General features: G+C 69.5%; 14 protein-coding genes. 5 read left to right on the top strand and 9 right to left on the bottom strand.

The features are described from left to right. Window positions 1–144: 144 nt before the first annotated feature. The 5 genes from EV668_RS14140 to egtB all read right to left on the bottom strand — a co-directional run bounded on the left by EV668_RS14140 (window position 145) and on the right by egtB (window position 8,406). On the bottom strand, window positions 145–2,997 hold the full coding sequence (locus EV668_RS14140; protein ID WP_133771081.1) for a bifunctional transaldolase/phosoglucose isomerase: 2,853 nt from the start codon (window positions 2,995–2,997) through the stop codon (window positions 145–147). 97 nt (window positions 2,998–3,094) lie between these two features. Then, window positions 3,095–5,143 (bottom strand): transketolase, encoded by a 2,049-nt coding sequence (gene tkt / locus EV668_RS14135; protein WP_133771079.1) that lies wholly within the window; start codon window positions 5,141–5,143, stop codon window positions 3,095–3,097. Window positions 5,144–5,253: 110 nt separating this feature from the next. Continuing rightward, window positions 5,254–6,111 carry a transporter substrate-binding domain-containing protein gene (locus tag EV668_RS14130; protein ID WP_133771077.1) on the bottom strand — a complete coding sequence of 286 codons (858 nt, stop codon included), beginning with the start codon at window positions 6,109–6,111 and terminating at the stop codon, window positions 5,254–5,256. 82 nt (window positions 6,112–6,193) lie between these two features. After that, window positions 6,194–7,162 carry an L-histidine N(alpha)-methyltransferase gene (gene egtD, locus EV668_RS14125; RefSeq protein WP_133771075.1) on the bottom strand — a complete coding sequence of 323 codons (969 nt, stop codon included), beginning with the start codon at window positions 7,160–7,162 and terminating at the stop codon, window positions 6,194–6,196. Window positions 7,163–7,164: 2 nt separating this feature from the next. Beyond that, window positions 7,165–8,406 (bottom strand): ergothioneine biosynthesis protein EgtB, encoded by a 1,242-nt coding sequence (gene egtB, locus EV668_RS14120; RefSeq protein WP_208111542.1) that lies wholly within the window; start codon window positions 8,404–8,406, stop codon window positions 7,165–7,167. 305 nt (window positions 8,407–8,711) lie between these two features. Between egtB and EV668_RS14115 the strand changes: the two genes are divergently transcribed. Next, entirely contained in the window at window positions 8,712–9,608 is an 897-nt protein-coding gene (locus tag EV668_RS14115; protein ID WP_133771071.1) for an NAD(P)-dependent oxidoreductase, read from the top strand. A gap of 175 nt (window positions 9,609–9,783) precedes the next feature. Here the strand turns inward: EV668_RS14115 and EV668_RS14110 are convergent, their stop codons facing one another. Then, on the bottom strand, window positions 9,784–10,764 hold the full coding sequence (locus tag EV668_RS14110; RefSeq protein WP_133771069.1) for an MBL fold metallo-hydrolase: 981 nt from the start codon (window positions 10,762–10,764) through the stop codon (window positions 9,784–9,786). A 181-nt stretch (window positions 10,765–10,945) separates the two neighbouring features. On the opposite strand from EV668_RS14110, the gene EV668_RS14105 reads away from it, so the two are divergent. Beyond that, complete coding sequence (locus tag EV668_RS14105; protein ID WP_166652467.1) at window positions 10,946–11,875, top strand: DMT family transporter; 930 nt, start codon at window positions 10,946–10,948, stop codon at window positions 11,873–11,875. Between the two features lie 28 nt (window positions 11,876–11,903). Here EV668_RS14105 and EV668_RS14100 read toward each other — a convergent pair whose 3' ends face one another. The 3 genes from EV668_RS14100 to EV668_RS14090 form a co-directional block, all read right to left on the bottom strand. After that, window positions 11,904–12,818, bottom strand: coding sequence for an SDR family NAD(P)-dependent oxidoreductase (locus tag EV668_RS14100; protein ID WP_133771067.1), 915 nt, complete (start codon window positions 12,816–12,818; stop codon window positions 11,904–11,906). 91 nt (window positions 12,819–12,909) lie between these two features. Next, window positions 12,910–13,770, bottom strand: coding sequence for a MaoC/PaaZ C-terminal domain-containing protein (locus tag EV668_RS14095; RefSeq protein ID WP_133771065.1), 861 nt, complete (start codon window positions 13,768–13,770; stop codon window positions 12,910–12,912). 159 nt (window positions 13,771–13,929) lie between these two features. Next, on the bottom strand, window positions 13,930–14,292 hold the full coding sequence (locus EV668_RS14090) for a tRNA-binding protein (RefSeq protein WP_208111541.1): 363 nt from the start codon (window positions 14,290–14,292) through the stop codon (window positions 13,930–13,932). A gap of 247 nt (window positions 14,293–14,539) precedes the next feature. Between EV668_RS14090 and paoA the strand changes: the two genes are divergently transcribed. Genes paoA through paoC form a run of 3 tightly spaced genes read left to right on the top strand, consistent with a single transcriptional unit; the run spans window position 14,540 to window position 18,360 of the window. After that, window positions 14,540–15,199 carry an aldehyde dehydrogenase iron-sulfur subunit PaoA gene (gene paoA, locus EV668_RS14085; protein ID WP_133771063.1) on the top strand — a complete coding sequence of 220 codons (660 nt, stop codon included), beginning with the start codon at window positions 14,540–14,542 and terminating at the stop codon, window positions 15,197–15,199. Next, entirely contained in the window at window positions 15,196–16,146 is a 951-nt protein-coding gene (locus tag EV668_RS14080; RefSeq protein WP_133771061.1) for an FAD binding domain-containing protein, read from the top strand. Before paoA ends, EV668_RS14080 begins: the two co-directional genes overlap by 4 nt. A 3-nt stretch (window positions 16,147–16,149) precedes the next feature. Beyond that, the gene (gene paoC, locus EV668_RS14075) at window positions 16,150–18,360 is read left to right on the top strand and encodes an aldehyde oxidoreductase molybdenum-binding subunit PaoC (RefSeq protein WP_133771059.1); all 2,211 of its coding nucleotides are present in this window, start codon (window positions 16,150–16,152) and stop codon (window positions 18,358–18,360) included. Window positions 18,361–18,434: the final 74 nt, after the last annotated feature.

Raw genomic sequence — 18,434 nt, 5'->3', positions numbered from 1 at the left:
GGGGAGGGTCGCCGGCAAAGCCGGCGGGGTGGGGTGAAACCCACCTCTCCTCATCATCGACGTCTCCGGAGCGGGACCCCGGCATCACCCCACCCCGGACCTTCGGTCCGACCCTCCCCCTCCAGGGGAGGGTGAACTGCCCGTTCACCCCAGGGCCCGGCGCACTGACTCGCCGAGCCGCGCGAGGCCCACCGCGACGTCGCCGCCCTTCAGATGGACCCGCAGGGCGCGGCGGCCGCGATCCGACAGGACGCCGAAATCGCCGCGCGCCTGGGCCGCTTCGACCGTGCCGAAGGTCGCCTTGCGGCCGGGAATGGCGAGGTCCTTGGCCGGCTCGGCCGTGATCTGCAGGAAGACGCCGCTATCCGGCCCGCCCTTGTAGGCCTGGCCGGTCGAATGCAGGAAGCGCGGGCCGAAGCCGAGGCAGGTCGCGACCCGTTTCGCGTCGCGGATGGCGAGGCGCGTCGCCGACAGCCTGTCCAGGTTGTGCTCGTCACGATCGAGATAGGCGAGGAGCGCGACGTAGTCGCCCTCGCCCACCCGGTCGAGATGCGCCTTCAGCCAGCCCGCGAGGTCGGTGGCGCCGGCCTTGGCGAGCGCGTCCGCGTTGCGCGGATCGGTGTAGAGCTCGATCCCCGGCCCGGACCAGATCGGCGTCTCGACGGGCAGCGCGCCGTCGCGGTCATAGGCGTCGGTGAGCTCGCGCGTCTTGATCTTCGAGGCCTCGACATCGGGCTGGTCGAAGGGGTTGATCCCGATCACGGCGCCCGCGACGGCCGTCGCGAATTCGAAGCGGACGAATTCCTGGACGAGGTCCGACGGCAAGGCGAGGCCGAGCCGCACGACCGGATGGCCGGCCGCTTCGAGCGCCGCGAAGGCCTCATCATGCGCATCGTCCTCCCGGCCCTCGAGCTGGAGATGGACGAAGATCCGGTCCCCGCCATAGACCTCCGGCGGCCCGAGAGGCTCGCCGTCTACCGGGATGAGGCCGAGGCCGTTCTTGCCGGTCGATTCGGCGATGAGTTGCTCGGCCCAGGCGCCGAAATCGCGGATCTCCTCGTCCGCGACAAGCGTGACCTTGTCCCGGCCCGCCTTGGCCGCCGCGCCGAGCGCGAGGCCGAGCCGGATGCCCGGATTGGCCTCGGGCGGCACGTCGGGGCCGCAGGCCCGCATCATCGTCTCCGCCGTCCCGAGCAGGGCGTCGAGATCGAGCCCCATCACCGCGGCCGGCACGAGGCCGAAGGCCGACAGCACCGAGAAGCGTCCGCCGATCGCGGGCTCGCCGTAGAAGATGCCTCGGAAGCCGTCCGCCTTCGCCGCCTTCTCCATGGCGGAGCCGGGATCGGTGACGGCGACGAAGTGGCGGCCGGCCTTGTCCGGACCGACGATCTCCTTCAGCCGACCGAGGAAATAGTCGCGGAAGACGTTCGGCTCGAGCGTCGAGCCCGATTTCGAGGCGACGATGAAGAGCGTCTTCGAGAGCTCGACGGATTGCTCAGTCCGCAGGATCTGCGCCGGATCGGTCGAATCGACGATGCGCAGGCGCGGCATGCCCTCCTGCCGACCGAAGGTCTCGGCCAGCACCTCCGGTCCGAGGCTCGAGCCGCCCATCCCGAGAACGAGCGCGTCGGTGAAGCCCTCGCGGCGCACCTCCTCGGCGAGCGCCTTGTAGGCGGCGAGGTTGGCCTGCTCCCGGACGACGATGTCCAGCCAGCCGAGCCATTTCGCCTCGTCGGCGCCGGTCCAGACCGAGGCGTCCTTCGCCCAGAGGCGGCGGATCGTACCGCCGGCCCGCCAGGTCTCGGCCAGCGCCTCGACCTCGCCCGCGAGCGATCCGAGCGCCAGTTCCTGGCGGTTGAGGAGCGGGCCGAGCACGCCGGCTCGCCGCGTCGCGACGGCGCCGAGCAGCTTGTCGGCGGCATCCTTGAAGAGATCGACGCCCTCCTCGACGAGCGTCTTCGTGATCGCGTCGAGATCGATTCCTGCCCGGGCGAGGCGGTCGAGCGTGGCGGCCGCCTCGTCCACGTTCTCCTCCAGCGAGGCGCGGACCTTGCCGTGGTCGCGGAAGGCGTCGAGCGTCGCGGGCGGGACGGTGTTGACCGTGTTCGGGCCGATCAGTTCCTCGACGTAGAGCGTGTCGGGATAGGCCTTGTTCTTGGTGCCGGTCGAGGCCCAGAGGAGGCGCTGCGCACGCGCCCCCTTCGCCTCGAGGGCGGCGAAGCGGCCGTCGCCGAAGAGCGTCTTGGAGCGGCGATAGGCGAGTTTCGCGTTGGCGATCGCGACCTTGCCCTGGAGCGCGGCGAGCGCGGCCTTCTCGTCCGGATCGTTCGCCTCGGCGATCTTGCGGTCGAGCGCCTTGTCCACGGCGCTGTCGATGCGGCTGACGAAGAAGGAGGCGACGCTGGCGACCTTCGAGACGTCCCCGCCCGCCTTCGCCAGCGCCTCCAGCCCGTCGAGATAGGCATTCGCGACCGCCTCGTAGGCGGCCTGCGAGAAGAGCAGCGTGACGTTGATGTTGATGCCGTCGCCGATCAGCGTGCGGATGGCGGGGATGCCGGCATCGGTCGCCGGCACCTTCACCATCAGGTTCTCGCGGGCGACCTCCTTCCAGAGGCGGCGCGCCTCGGCGACCGTGCCCTCGGTGTCGTCGGCGAGATAGGGCGAGACCTCGAGGCTGACATAGCCGTCGTCGCCGTGCGTCTCGTCGAAGACGGGGCGCAGCACGTCGGCGGCGTCCCGGATGTCCTCGATCGCGAGGCCCTCGAACAGCTCCATCACCGTCCGGCCGGGCGCGTGCTGGGCCTCGGTGAGGGCGTCGTCATATTCGTCCGAGCCGGCGATCGCCTTCTCGAAGATGGCCGGGTTCGAGGTGACGCCGCGGATGTCGTCATCCGCGGCCATGCGGGCGAGGCCGCCGTCGCGGACGAAGCCGCGCGCGACGAAATCGAGCCAGATCGCCTGCCCCTGGTCCGCGAACAGCCTCTTGAGCGGGTTCATGCGGTGGCTCCTCCCTCGATGTGTGACCGGCCGCCCCCTCCACCGCCCTTCGGGCGGTCCTCCTCCCCCGCTTCGCGGGGGAGGATCAGCGGGCGCCTTAAACCTTGGGCTCCAACTGGGCCCGGGCCGCCTTGTAGACCGCCTCGGCCGTGAAGCCGAACTTGACGAGAAGGTCCTTCAGCGGCGCCGAGGCACCGAAGCCGTGCATGGCGAGGATGGTTCCGGTCGGCCCGGCATAGCGGTCCCAGCCGATGGCGGTGCCCTGCTCGACCACCACGCGGGCCGTGATCCGCGGGGGCAGCACGCTGTCGCGATAGGCCTGGTCCTGTGCCTCGAAGAGATCCCAGGACGGCATCGAGACGACGCGGGCTGCGACGCCCTCGGCCTTCAGCTTCTCGTACACCTCGACGCAGAGCCGGATCTCGCTGCCCGTGCCGATCAGGATCACCTTCGGCGCCGCGCCCTCGGCATCCGCGAGGACATAGGCGCCCTTCGCGACGCCCGAAGCCGGAGCGTAGACGCTGCGGTCGAGGGTCGGCAGGCCCTGGCGGCTGAGGATCAGGCTCGCGGACTTGTCCGTGAGGCCCATCACGACGCGATAGGCCTCCGTCACCTCGTTCGCATCCGCCGGGCGGAGCGTGACGTGGTTCGGGATCGCCCGAAGCGCCAGGATCTGCTCGACCGGCTGATGGGTCGGGCCGTCCTCGCCGACGCCGATCGAATCGTGCGTGAAGACGTGGAAGACCGGGATCTCCGAGAGAGCCGAGAGGCGGATGGCGGGCCGCATGTAGTCGGAGAAGACGAGGAAGGTCGCGCCGTAGCCGCGCAGGCCCGACAGGACGAGCCCGTTGACGATCGCGCCCATCGCGTGTTCGCGCACGCCGAAATGGATGTTGCGCCCGCCGGGATCGGCGGCCGACAGCGTGCCCGCGCCTTCGAATTCGAGCTTCGTCTTGTTCGACGGGGCGAGGTCGGCCGAACCGCCGATGAGCCACGGCACCTTGGCGGCGATGGCGTTCAGCACCTTGCCGGAGGATTCGCGCGTCGCGAGGCCCTTCGCATCGGTCGGGAAGACGGGCAGGTCCGCGTCCCAGCCGGCGGGCAGCTTGCCGGACAGGAACGATTCGACCGCCTCGCCATGCGCCGCGTCGGAGGTGCGGAGCGAGGCCAGCGTCTCCTGCCAGGCCTTGTTCAGCGCCGCGCCGCGCTTGCCGATGCCGCCCTGGAAATGGCCGTAGACGCCGTCCGGAACGCGGAAGGTCGGCTCGTCGGGCCAGCCGTAGAGCGCCTTCGCGCCCTTGATCTCCTCGGCACCGAGCGGATCGCTATGGGCCTTCGAGGTGCCCTGCTTCTTCGGCGCGCCGTAGCCGATGACGGAGGTGACGACGATGAGGGTGGGCTTGTCGACCTCGGCCTTGAACGCCTCGAGCGCCTTCGCGATGGCGGGGCGGTCGTTGGCGTCGGCGACCCTCAGGATGTTCCAGCCGTAGCTCTCGAAGCGCTTGGCGACGTTCTCGTCGAAGGCGAGATCGGTCTTGCCCTCGATCGTGATCGTGTTGGCGTCGTAGATCCAGCACAGATTCGAGAGCTTGAGGTGCCCGGCGAGCGAGGCCGCCTCGCAGGAGACGCCCTCCATCAGGTCGCCGTCCGAGCAGATCACGTAGACGTCGTAGTCGAACAGCGTCGCGCCCGGCTTGTTGTAGCGCGCGGCCTTCCAGCGGCTCGCCATCGCCATGCCGACCGAGTTGCCGCAGCCCTGCCCGAGCGGGCCGGTCGTCGTCTCGACGCCGGGGGTGATGTGCGATTCCGGATGGCCGGGGGTGCGGCTGTCGAGCTGGCGGAACTGCTTGATGTCGTCGAGCGAGACCGAGGGGCGGTTGTCGCCACGGCCCGACGACACGCCCGCGAGATGCAGGAGGCCGTAGAGCAGCATCGAGGCATGGCCGGCCGAGAGCACGAAGCGGTCGCGGTTCGGCCAGGTGGGATCGGCCGGGTCGTAGCGAAGGAAATCCTGCCACAGCGTATAGGCCACGGGGGCGAGCGCCATCGGCGCGCCGGGATGGCCGGACTGGGCCTTCTCGACCGCGTCGATCGCGAGCGTGCGGATCGTGTCGACGCAGACGTCGTCGAGATTTGCTTCGGGCATGACCAACCTGACCTGTCAGGACCTGACGATACGGACGAGCCGCTGCCTTAGCGGTCCGCAGCCTATCGCGAAACCCTCGATCGCACCGATCGGCGGTGCGTTCGAGCGTCTCAGGGGATGGAGGCGGGGGGAGCCAGCACCGCCTCGCTCTGCTTGTAGCGCGCGAGCGCCTCCGCGACGAAGCCCGAGGCCTTCATCTCCTCGACGAAGTCGAACACGTAGCGATAGGCGCCCGGCCGCGATTTCGGCAGGCACACGGCCTGTTCGATCGCCATGAAGCGTCCCTCGATCAGCCGGAAGCCGGCATTCTCCTTCACGAAGACCGACAGGGGCTGCTTCACGCCGGCGACGGCGTCGAGCTTCTGCTCGACGAAGAGCTTGATCGCGTCGTCCGGCGTCGCCGCCCGCCGCAGCGAGGCGAGCTTGAGCTGCCGCGTGAGGTGAAGGTCCCAGGGGCTGCCCCGGCCGACCGCGATCTGTGCGCCGAGCTGGTCGAGATCGCCGACCGCGCGGTAATTGGCGCCCTCGGCGACGACATAGGTGCCCTCGACCATCACATAGGCCGCGGTGAACGAGATCTCGCTCGCGCGGACGGGGTCGATCGCCAGGAAGGCGAGGTCCCAGAGGCCGAGGCCCGCCGCCGCCGTGACCCGCCCGGCCGTATCGAAGGGGACGAGTTCGAGAGGCAGGTCGAGCCGATTCGCGAGTTCGCGCGCGAGATCGATCGAGAGGCCCGTCGGCTCCTCCGAGGGGCCGCGCCGGGCCAGCATCGCATTGCCGAAATTGATCGCCGCCCGCAGCCGGCCGGTCGGCGCGAGTTCGCGGCGCACGTCCGGCGGGGAGGCCTGCACGGCGGATGCCCCGCAGGCCCAGCCGAGACCGGCGACCAGCGCACGTCGCGTCAGCCCGCCCGCCCGACGCGCGCGCGATGCCGATGCGTCCCGGAGATCCTCGCGGACATCTTCCATGATGAGGACGTCATGCCGTCAGCCGGCCCAGGGATGCAACCCCCTGCGGCGGGACGGCGGCATGCCGCTGTCGCCCGCCGGCTTACTCGGCTCGCAGGACGAAGACCGCGAAGAGGCTCTCCGGATCGGTCAGGACCGCCTCGCGGCGCCATCCGGCCCGGGCGGCCAGCGCCTCGAAATCCGCGGGGCGATATTTGTAGCTGTTCTCGGTGTGGATCGTCTCTGCCTCGGCGAAGCGGATCGTCCGGCCGCCGACGCGGATCTCCTGCGCATGCCGGCTGACGAGGTGCATCTCGACCCGGCTCCGCGCGCGGTTGAAGAGGGCGCGGTGCGCGAAGGCGCCGGGATCGAGATCCACGCCGAGTTCGCGGGCGATGCGGGCGAGAAGGTTGAGGTTGAACCGGGCCGTCACCCCGGCCGCATCGTCATAGGCCGCGTTCAGGATCGCGTCCGGCTTGACGAGATCGACCCCGACGATCAGCCCCGAACCGCTCCCGAGCAGCGCGCGGAACCGCGCGAGCAGCCCCTCGGCTGCCTCCGGCTCGAAATTGCCGATCGTCGAGCCGGGGAAGAAGCCGAGGAGCGGGCGGCCGCGGGCCTCGGGCGGCAGGGCCAGCTCGGCCGTGAAGTCGCCGATGACGGGCACGACCTCGATGTCCGGCAGGTCGGCGCGAAGCTGCGCCGCCTCGCCGCCCAGATATTCGCCCGAGACGTCGATCGGCACGTAGAGCGCGACGTCCGGGAGCGCGCGCAGCAGGGTGCGGATCTTCTCCGTCGAGCCCGAGCCGAACTCGACCACGGCGAGGCCGGGCTTCGACAGGCGGCCGATCGCGGCCGCCTCGTCCCGCAGGATCGCGAGTTCCGTCCGCGTCGGGTAATATTCCGGCAGGCGGGTGATCTCCTCGAACAGGCGCGATCCTTCGAGGTCGTAGAAGTATTTGGCCGGCAGCGTCTTCTGCGGGCGCGACAGCCCGTCCAGGACGTCGTGGAGGAAGGCGCGGTCGCGGATGCGCGGCGCGCCGGCGAGATAGCCGTCCGTCAAGGCCTGCATGGTCAGCTCCGATCGTCGGCGAGACGCAGGCCCGTGAACTGCCAGCGCTGCTGCGGATAGAAGAAGTTGCGGTAGGTCAGGCGGCTATGGCCGTCCGGCGTCGCGAGCGAGGAGCCGCGCAGCACCATCTGGTTGGCCATGAACTTGCCGTTGTACTCGCCGAGCGTGCCCTCGAGCGGCCGGTAGCCGGGATAGGCGACGTAGGGGCTGCGGGTCCATTGCCAGACGGTGCCGAAGGCGTCGTCGAGATCGCCGGCCCGCGCCGCCACCTCCCATTCGAACTCGCTCGGCAGCACCTTGCCCGACCAGCGCGCGAAGGCGTCGGCCTCGTAATGGGAGACGTGGCAGACGGGAGCGTCGGGATCGACGGCTTTCAGGCCCCCGAGCGTCATGACCATCCAGCGGCCGTCGACGCGGCGCCAGTAGCCCGGCGCCTCCCAGCCCTCCTTCTGCGCCGTCGCGAACCCGTCGACGAGCCAGAGTTCGGCGCGCTCGTAGCCGCGATCCTCCATGAAGCCCTGCCACTCGCGGTTGGTCACGAGCGCCTTGGCGATCCTCGTCTCCAGGATCAACGCGTCATGGGCCAGCCCCTCGTTGTCGAAGGAGAAGCCGTCCCCGTCATGGCCGATGCGGCGGATGCCCTTGTCGAGATCGGCCCAGCCGCTGCCTCGCGCGAAGGCCGGCGGCCGCCAGGACGGATCGTAGGCCGGCAGCGTCGGGTTCTGCGCAAAGGCGTGGAGGATATCGGTCAGCATCAGCTCCTGATGCTGCTGCTCGTGGTTGAGGCCGATCTCCATGATCGCGGCGACCTCGGGATCGTCGGATTGCCCCCGCAGCAGCGCGTCGACGGCAGCGTCGACATGGGCGCGATAGCGCGTCACCTCGTCCGCGTTCGGACGCGTCACCAGGCCCCGCGCGAAGCGCGCATGGCGGGGGCCTGCCGCGACGTAATAGGAGTTGAACAGGAAGGCGAAGCGCTCGTCATAGGTCCGGTAGGACGGCACGCGCGGGCCGAGCAGGAACTGCTCGAAGAACCAGCTCACATGCGCCCGGTGCCATTTCGTCGGGCTCGCATCCGGCATCGACTGGACCTGCTGGTCCTCCGGCGAGAGGAAGCTCGCCCGCCGCTCGGTCTCGCCGCGGACCTCGCGATAGCGCGAGAGCCAGTCCACATCCCGCGCTTCAACGCGAGCCGAGGCGACGCCGGCGCCGGCCGGCGCTTCGCCGTTCTGGTCGATCAGCATGTCAGGCTCCTGTGGTCGCGGCGGCAGCATCGCCCGGGTCCGCCTAGACATGCCTTGGAGACGAGTTTTGTTTCCTGAGCGCGGCGTCAGAAGGAACACTCGCTCCCGCACGCCCCCACAAGAGAAGCATCGCGCAGGTGCGCGGTCGCACCGATCGGCGCCATGGCGAGAAGCCCATCGGGCGGAGCCGGACCGCGGCGCCGCGATCCGTTTCCTCCGACCGGCACGCGGTGTTTCCGCCGACGAGGAAACGGCCTTAAACACGCCCCACGGCGCGGCTCGAAGCCGCCCGCGGGAGGATCAGCATGAGCGACGTCGTCGGCTTCATCGGGCTCGGCCGGATGGGCAAGTCCATGGCCATCAACATGACCCGCAAGGGCTTCCGGCTCGTCGTGCACGACGTCAACCGGGCCGCGGTCGACGAACTCGAGAAGCATCAGGCCCGCGGGGCCGCCGACGCGGCGGAGGTGGCGAAGGCCTCCGACGTCGTCATCACCTGCCTGCCGAATTCCGCCATCGTGAGCGGTGTCGTCGGCGGCGCCGTCGTCCCGAACCTCAAGAGCGGCGGCCTCGTGATGGACATGAGCACGATCTCGCCCGAGACCACCGACGCCATGGCTGCGGCGGCGAAGGCGGCCGGGCTCGGCTTCGTCGACGCGCCGATCGGACGCCTCGCCAGCCACGCCGATGCCGGGCAGAGCCTGTTCATGGTGGGCGGGTCCGAGGCCGATTTCGCCCGCGTGAAGCCGATGCTGGAGGCGATGGGCACGACGATCCATCATTGCGGCCCGGTCGGGACCGGCACGCGGACCAAGCTCGTCAACAACTTCCTCGCCGTCTGCCTCGCCCAGCTCAACGGCGAGGCTCTGGCCCTCGCCCAGCGCTTCGGCCTCGACCTCGAAAAGACGCTGGAGGTCCTGCACGGCACGACGGCCACGAACGGCCAGCTCAAGCTGAACCTTCAGACCAAGGTCCTGATGGGCGATACCGAGCCCGGCTTCGCCATCGACCTCGCGCACAAGGATCTGACGCTGATCCTGGAGGCGGCGAATGCCCAGCGCGTGCCGCTCCAGATGGGCGCGGCCGCACGCGAGGCACTCAGCTTCGCGCGCGCCCAGGGACGCGGGGGCAAGGATTTCTCCAGCCTCGTCGACGTCCTCTGCGACATGGCCGGCATCGAGAAGCCGCGGCTGAAGAAGTAGTGCCGACGCCGCAACTCGGCTTCTCCCCTTGCGGGAGAAGCCGAGTTGCGCGTCAGCGCAACCGGATGAGGGGGCGCCGGACACGCCGACCGAGGTGGCCTACCCCTCACCCGGCCGACGCCTGCGGCGTCGCTCGACCTCTCCCGCAAGGAGAGAGGTCAGAGCCAACTCCGCCTCACAGCTCCATCTTCATCCCTTCGGGGAAGTAGCGGAAGCCCTCGCCCTGCTTGGCGACATGGCCGATGCCCGGCCAGGCGAAGTGGTAGGCGAGGATGGGGATGCGCTTGTCGGCGAGCATCGTCAGCATCTTCACGCGGCTCTGGGCCGACAGCTTCGGATCGTGGTCGTAGGCGAATTCCGTCAGCGGCTTTTCCATCAGCAGCACGGGGTGGTGCGTCAGGTCGCCGATATACGAGAGCTGCTTTCCGGCACTCTCCATCACGAAGATCATGTGGCCCATGGTGTGGCCGGGCGCCGAGAGCGCCGTGATGCCGGGCAGGAACTGCTGATCGTCCTTGATGAAGGTCAGCTTGTCGCGCACGGGAACGAGATTCTTGCGCGCCGTCTCGAAGAACACCTTCAGCCCGTCCGGCCCCTTCGGGTCGCCCGTCCAGAAGTCGTAATCGGCCTGGCTGATGAAGTACTGGGCATTCGGGAAGTTCGGCTTGCCGTCGTCACCGATATTGCCGCCGCAATGGTCGATATGCGCATGGCTCATCACCACCGCATCGATGTCCTTCGGATCGATGCCGGCCTGCTTGATGGTGCTCATCATCTTGCCGGTCGTCGGGCCGAACAGCTTGAGCGACCCCATCCCGGTATCGAACAGGACCATCCTGTCGCCGGTGTTCATGATCAGGATGTTCTGCTCGAGAACGGCGTTATTCAGCGGCAGGAAGTTGTCGGTGAGCTGCTTCTCCATCTCCGCCGGCGTCAGGCCGGTGAAGTTGGTCTTCGGGTCGCCGAGCGGGAGCGTGCCGTCCGAGACGACGGTGCCCTGCCAGTCGCCGAACTTGAAGCGGTAGAAATAGGGGGCCTGGGCCGTCGCCATCGGCGCACGGGCGAGGGCCGGAGCGCCCGATGCGGCGAGCGCCAGACCGGCACCCGCTCCCGCCAGGAACCGCCGGCGAGGCATGATGAGGGATTGTGGATGCATGACGTCTCCTCCTCTTGTCTTATGGCGCAACATTGCCGCGCTCCGTGACGGGAGCGCAACCGCATTCTGCGCATGGGCCGCGGCGGAGCCCCGCGCCTGAGCCCGGACGGCCGCACGAATCGGACTGCGCTCACCCCCGGAATTCGGCTAGTCCAAGCGTGAGGCCGCAGCGGAGCACGGGATGGACGGGCGGAGAACGGGTCCGATGGGGCCGGCGGACTGGCTCCTGCTCGTCACCCTGTCGGTCCTCTGGGGCGGCTCGTTCCTGTTCACGGGGATCGCCGTCCGGGAATTGCCGCCTCTGACCATCGTCACGCTCCGCGTCGGCATCGCGGCGGTCGCGCTTCTGGCGCTCCTGCGGGTCATGGGCATCGCCATGCCCGTGACGAACCGGTTCTGGCTCGTCTGTTTCGGCATGGGCCTGTTGAACAACGTCGTCCCGTTCAACCTCAGCGCCTGGGCGCAGACCCAGATCACGAGCGGCCTCGCCGCCATCCTCAACGCGACGACGCCGCTCTTCGCGGTGCTCGTCACGCACGCTCTCACCGAGGACGAGAAGGCGACCGCCCCCAAGCTCGTCGGCGTCGTGGTCGGCTTCGCCGGCGTCGCGCTCATGATCGGGCCCGACGCGTTCTCGGCGGATTCGGCGCTCCTGCCGCAGCTCGCCGTGCTCGGCTGCGGACTCTCCTATGCCTTCTCGGGGGTGTTCGGGCGGCGCTTCAAGGCGCTCGGCCAGCCGCCGATCGTCGCCGCAGCAGGCCAGCTCACCGCCTCGACCGCGCTCTTGCTGCCGGTCCTCTTCGTGGTCGACCCGCCCTGGACGACCCCGCTGCCGAGCGCCGGCGTGCTCGCTGCGGTGCTCGCCCTCGCGCTCGCCTCGACGGCCTTCGCCTACATCCTGTTCTTCCGCATCCTCGCGAGCGCGGGCGCGACGAACCTCATGCTCGTGACCTTCCTCATCCCGGTCAGCGCCGTGCTCCTCGGCGCGCTCCTCCTCGGCGAGCGGCTCGAGGCGAAGCACGCGGCCGGCATGGCCCTCATCGCGCTCGGGCTCGCGGCCATCGACGGCCGGCTGTTCGCCCTCGCGCGGCGGAGGCTCAGCGGCGGATGAGAGCCGCTGAGATCGGGTCCCGGGAGAATCAGACCGGGTCCCAAGAGAAGATGTCGCCCGAGCGGTCGAGCGGATAGAATGACGGCTTCATCGCCGGCAGCATATGGGAGGCGAGCGTCTGCGGCGTCCAGCCCTCGCCGCGCTGCATGCCCCGCAGCGGCCGCGACTGGCCCATGAGGAAGACCTCGTTCATGCGGCAGGCGAAGATCTGACCGGTCACGTCCTCCGAGATGTCCGAGGCGAGAAACACGGCGAGCGGGGCGATCTTCTCCGGCCCCATCGCCTTGATGCGCTCGACGCGGGCGCGCTCGGCCTCGGTCTCGGCCGGGATCGAGCCGATCAGCCGGCTCCAGGCGAAGGGCGAAACGCAGTTCGAGCGAACGCCGAACCGGGCCATGTCGAGCGCGATGGATTTCGACAGCCCGACGATGCCGAGCTTCGCCGCGGCGTAGTTCGACTGGCCGAAATTGCCGACGAGGCCCGACGTCGAGGTGAAGTGCACGAAGGTGCCCGAGCCCTGCTCGCGGAAGAACTGCGCCGCAGCGCGCGAGGTATAGAAGCTGCCGAGCAGGTGGACCTTGATCACGGTCTCGAAGTCGTGGACGCTCATCTTGTGGAAGATGCGGTCGCGCAGGATGCCGGCGTTGTTGATGACGCTGTCGACGCGGCCCCATTTGTCGACCGCCGCCTTGACGATGCCCTCCGCCGGGCCCGGCTCGGCGACGCTGGCGGTGTTGGCGATGGCCTCGCCGCCGGCCGCCTCGATCTCGCGCACGACGTCGAAGGCCGGCCCCTCGTCCTTGCCCTCGCCCTCGAGATCGGCGCCGAGATCGTTGACCACGACCTTCGCGCCCTCCCTCGCGGCGAGCAGCGCGATCTCGCGGCCGATGCCGCGCCCCGCCCCCGTGACCACGACGACCTTGTCCTCCAGGCATCCTGCCATGGCTGTCCTCCCGTTCGCTTCGGCGCCCTCCGGCGCCCCCGGACCGATTTGCACCGGCCGTCTCTCATTCGCTCCCGCAGATCCGAAAGCGCTACCGCAACGCGGCGCGGCCGTTGTTCAGGACGACGAGGCCGCGCTCCCGCACGCGGGAGCGGAAGGCCAGAACCCCGTCATCCTCGTGCCAGATCTCCGTGACGATCGTCTCGCCGGGCATGACGGGCGCCGAGAAGCGGACGGCGAGGCTCGCGAGGCGATCGGGATCTCCATCCGCCGCACCCGTGAGCACCGCGTAGCCGGCGATGCCGAAGGTGCACAGGCCGTGCAGGATCGGCCGATCGAACCCGCCCGCCTTCGCGACATCCGGATCGGCATGGAGCGGGTTCCAGTCGCCCGAGAGCCGATAGATCAGCGCCGCCTGCGGCAGGGTCGGCGTCGCCACCTCGAGGTCCGGCTTCCGGTCCGGGATCGGATGCGGAGCCTTGGTCGGGCCGCTGGGGCCGCCGAAGCCGCCGTCGCCCCGCAGGAAGGTCGTCGAGGCCATGCGGCAGAAGAGATCGCCGCTGTCCTTGTCGTGAAGCGTCCGCTCGCTGAGCACGAGCGCCCCCTTCCCGGCGCCCTTGTCGATCACGTCCACGACGCGGGTCCGGCCGACGACCCTGCCTTGCGCCGGCAGCGGCTTCACGATCTCGATATCCTGTTCGCCATGGAGCAGCCGCTTCCAGTCGGCTCCTGTCCTCGGATCGCTCAGCCAGAATCCGGGATAGCCCAGGATCACGCCCATCGTGGGCAGCGCCCGCAGGCCGTCCTCGTAGACGAAGCGAAGCTGTGCGCGGTCGAGCGGGTCGCTCCCGATGCCGAGCCCGAGCGCATAGAGGATCGAATCGCGGTGATCGAAGCTCTGGACGACCTCGGGGAATTCCCAGGCGAGCAGGGTGTCACGATCGATCGCCATCTCTGCCGCATCCTCCCTTTTTCGGAGTCTTACGGCAGCCCGGCATGGCGCGGAAGACCGGCCGGCCGAGCCCTCTGCCGTCAGGATGCGAGGGCCGGCAAGCGAGGGCCGGCGCGATCCCCCGAACTCGGCGCCGCCGAAGCGCGGGCCGGGAGGCGATCAGAACATCCGGCCGCCGAGAGGCGCGTCGCGCGTGGGGCTGAGGAGCACGACCTCGCCGTCCTCGTCGGGCACGCCGAGGGTCAGCACCTCGGACCGCACCGGGCCGATCTGGCGCGGGGGGAAGTTGACGACGCAGAGGACCAGCCGGCCGGGCAGATCCTCGAGCGTGTAGTGCCGCGTGATCTGGGCCGAGGATTTCTTCACGCCGATCTCCGGACCGAGATCGATCATCAGCCGGTAGGCCGGCTTGCGCGCCTCCGGGAAGGCCTCCGCCGAGACGATGCGGCCGAGCCGGATGTCGACCTTGAGGAAATCGTCGAAGCTGATCGTGGGGGCGGGCGTGCTCGCGGGCGTGCTCATGGCGAAGGGCATAGGCCGAAGCCGCACCGCCGCCAAGCCGTCCCCCGGCGGGAGATGTCCACCGAGCCTCCGGATTTCAGGTGCGCCCGCGCTCTTCGGCATCGCCGCGCATCAGGAACAATAGAGCCATTCTAGACTTCTTCTCATCGAAAGAGGCCGACGCCGTCGCCGGATCCGCCATCGCAGAGGTGGCTCGCCGAGGCCGTGTCCGCCGAGCATCCGACCGTATCCGAAGCGGAGATCGCACATGCCAGAACCCGGCTCTCTCGCGTCGACGCGGCGCGAGGTCGTCGCCGGTGGCGGGGCCTGCGTCGTGGCAGGCACCGCCGCCCCTCCGGCACGCGCCCAGGAAGCCCGGAAGGGCACTCCGAACGGGGCGGCCTTCCCAGTCGCCTTGGTGGTGAACGGGCAACGGCGCGAACTCGACCTCGACACGCGGACGACGCTGCTCGACGCCTTGCGGGAGCATCTCCACCTCACCGGCACCAAGAAGGGTTGCGACCACGGCCAATGCGGCGCCTGCACGGTGCTGCTCGACGGGCGTCGGATCAATTCCTGCCTGACGCTCGCCGTGATGCATGACGGCGCCGCGATCACCACCATCGAAGGCCTCGGCACTCCCGAGAACCTGCATCCGATGCAGGCCGCCTTCGTCCGGCACGACGGCTATCAATGCGGCTATTGCACGCCCGGACAGATCTGTTCCGGCGTCGCCGTCCTCGACGAGATCAAGGCCGGCATCCCGAGCCACGTCACGGCCGACCTGACGTCGCCCGTCGCGCTGTCGGCGGACGAGATCCGCGAACGCATGAGCGGCAACATCTGCCGCTGCGGCGCCTATTCCAACATCGTCGACGCCATGGCGGATGCCGCGGGCATGACGGATGCTGCGGGGAGGCAGGGATGAGGTCCTTCACCTACGAACGCGCCGCCTCCCCCGCCGAGGCCGCTGCCGCCGCCGCGCGCCAGGCGAAGGCAAAATTCATCGCCGGCGGCACGAACCTTCTCGACCTGATGAAGCTCGAGATCGAGACCCCCGGCCACCTGATCGACGTGAACGGATTGAATCTCGACACGATCGAGCCGACGCCCGAAGGCGGCCTTCGCATCGGCGCTCTCGTCCGGAACACCGACCTCGCGGCCGATCCCCGCATCCGCCGGGATTACGGGGTGCTGTCGCGCGCCCTTCTCGCCGGAGCGTCGGGCCAGCTGCGCAACCGCGCGACGACGGCAGGCAATCTCCTGCAGCGCACCCGCTGCCCGTATTTCTACGACACGGCCCAACCCTGCAACAAGCGCAAGCCGGGCTCGGGCTGCTCCGCCATCGGAGGCTTCAGCCGCCATCTCGCGGTGATGGGCACGAGCGAGGCCTGCATCGCCACGAACCCGTCCGACATGGCCGTCGCCATGCGCGTCCTCGATGCCGCAATCGAAACGGTGAAGCCGGACGGCGCGGCGCGGACCATCCCGATCGCCGAATTCCATCGCCTCCCCGGCGAGACGCCGCATGTCGAGAACGCCCTCGAGCAGGGCGAGCTGATCACGGCCGTGACGCTGCCGAAGCCGGCGGGCGGCCGGCACATCTATCGCAAGGTCCGCGACCGCGCGTCCTATGCCTTCGCCCTCGTCTCCGTCGCCGCCGTGATCGGACGCCATGGTGAAGGCCGCTTCGCCGTCGGCGGGATCGCGCCGAAGCCCTGGCGGATGCAGGCCGCCGAGGCCGAATTGCCGCGCGGAGCGAAGGCCGCCTCCGCGGCGCTCCTCGCGGGCGCCAAGACGACCCACGACAACGCGTTCAAGCTGTCGCTCGTCGAGCGCACGCTCGGCGCGGTGCTGCACGAGGCGAGGGGCTGAGCGATGCGATTCGACACACCCGCCACCACCAACCCGATCGACCAGCTCAAGGTCATCGGCCAGCCGACGGACCGCATCGACGGTCCGCTGAAGACGACTGGGCTCGCCCGCTACGCCTACGAGCAGCACGACGTCGTCGCGAACCAGGCCTATGGCTACCCTGTCGGCGCGACGATCGCGAAAGGCCGCATCACCGCGATGGACCTCGCGGCGGCGCGCCGGGCGCCGGGCGTCCTCACGATCGTCACGGCCGAGAATGCGGGCAAGCTGGTCAAGGGCAACTTCAACACCGCCAAGCTGCTCGGCGGGCCCGAGATCGAGCATTACCACCAGGCGATCGCCGTCGTGGTGGCGGAGACCTTCGAACAGGCCCGTGCCGCCGCCGCGCTGATCGCCGTGGATTACGCCGAGGAGGCGGGCAGCTTCGATCTCGCTGCCGCCCGGGATTCCGCGGAGAAGCCCGAGGCGAGCGATTTCGGCGGCCCGCCCGATACGAGCGTCGGCGATTTCGCTGGGGCGTTCGCCTCGGCGCATGCGCGCCTCGATCAGACCTACACGACGCCGGACCAGGCGCATGCGATGATGGAGCCGCATGCGACCCTTGCGGCCTGGGAGGGCGACAAGCTCACCCTCTGGACCTCGAACCAGATGATCGCGTGGGGCAAGGCGGATGTCGCGCGCACGCTCGGCATCGGGAAGGACAAGGTCCGCCTGATCTCTCCCTTCGTCGGCGGCGGCTTCGGCTCCAAGCTCTTCGTGCGTGCCGATGCCCTGCTCGCGGCCCTCGGCGCGCGGGCCTCGGGGCGCCCGGTCAAGGTCGCCCTGCCGCGCCCCTACACCTTCAACAACACGACCCACCGCCCGGCCACGATCCAGCGGATCCGGATCGGCGCGTCGGCGGAGGGCAGGATCACGGCGATCGGCCACGAGGGTTGGTCCGGCGACCTGCCCGGAGGGGCGCCCGAGACTGCCGTCAACCAGACGCGCCTGATCTATGCCGGCGAGAACCGGATGACGGCGACCCGGCTCGCGGTGCTCCACCTGCCGGAGGGCAACGCCATGCGGGCGCCGGGCGAGGCGCCCGGCATGATGGCGCTGGAACTCGCGATGGACGAGATGGCCGAGACGCTCGGCCTCGATCCCATCGCGTTCCGGACGCTCAACGAGACGGAGGTCGACCCCGAGAATCCGAAGCGACCGTTCTCGCAGCGGCAGCTCGTCGAATGCTACCGCATCGGCGCCGAGCGCTTCGGCTGGGACAGGCGGCGGCCGCATCCGCGGCAGGTCCGGGAAGGCCGCTGGCTCGTCGGGATGGGCATGGCCGCCGGGTTCCGGAACAATCTCCTGGCGACATCAGGTGCCCGCGTCCGGCTGGGCGAGGACGGCATGGTCACGGTCGAGACCGACATGACCGATATCGGCACCGGCACCTACACGATCGTCGCGCAGACGGCGGCGGAGATGATGGGCGTGCCGCTGGAGAGCGTGATCGTTCGGCTGGGGGATTCGAGCTTCCCGGTTTCGGCCGGCTCGGGCGGCCAGTGGGGCGCGAACAACTCCACCGCCGGCGTCTATGCGGCCTGCGTCAAGCTGCGCGAGGCCGTCGCCCAGCGGCTCGGCTTCAACTCGTCCGACACGGTCTTCGCGGAGGGCGAGGTCCGGAGCGGCAACCGCAGCGTGCCTCTCGCCCAGGCCGCGGCCTCGGGCGCTCTCACGGGCGAGGATTCGATCGAATACGGCGACCTCGCCAAGACGCACCAGCAATCGACCTTCGCCGCCCATTTCGTCGAGGTGGGCGTCGATGCCTTCACGGCGGAGGTGCGGGTCAGGCGGATGCTCGCCGTCTGCGCCGCCGGGCGCATCCTCAATCCCAAATCGGCCCGCAGCCAGGTGATCGGCGCGATGACGATGGGCGTCGGTGCCGCCTTGATGGAAGAGCTTGCGGTCGACAAGCGCCGCGGCTTCTTCGTCAATCACGACCTTGCCGGCTACGAGGTGCCCGTCCATGCCGACATCCCCCACCAGGAGGTCGTCTTCCTCGACGAGGCCGACCCGATGTCCTCGCCCATGAAGGCGAAGGGGGTTGGCGAGCTCGGCATCTGCGGCGTCGGAGCGGCGGTGGCGAACGCGATCTACAACGCGTCCGGGACCCGCGTTCGCCACTATCCGATCACGCTCGACAAGCTCATCGGCGGACTACCCGAGAACGTCTGACCGATCTCGATCTTGCCCTGCGAGGATTCGTCTCGGCGGGGACAGGGTCGGAACTCGGCACCGGAGCGAGCCGT

It is taken from the genome of Enterovirga rhinocerotis (genome assembly GCF_004363955.1).
Classification (GTDB): Bacteria; Pseudomonadota; Alphaproteobacteria; order Rhizobiales; family Beijerinckiaceae; genus Enterovirga; species Enterovirga rhinocerotis.
The sequence above is the reverse complement of the archived record's forward strand: the minus strand, read 5'-3'. Positions and strand labels throughout refer to the sequence as shown.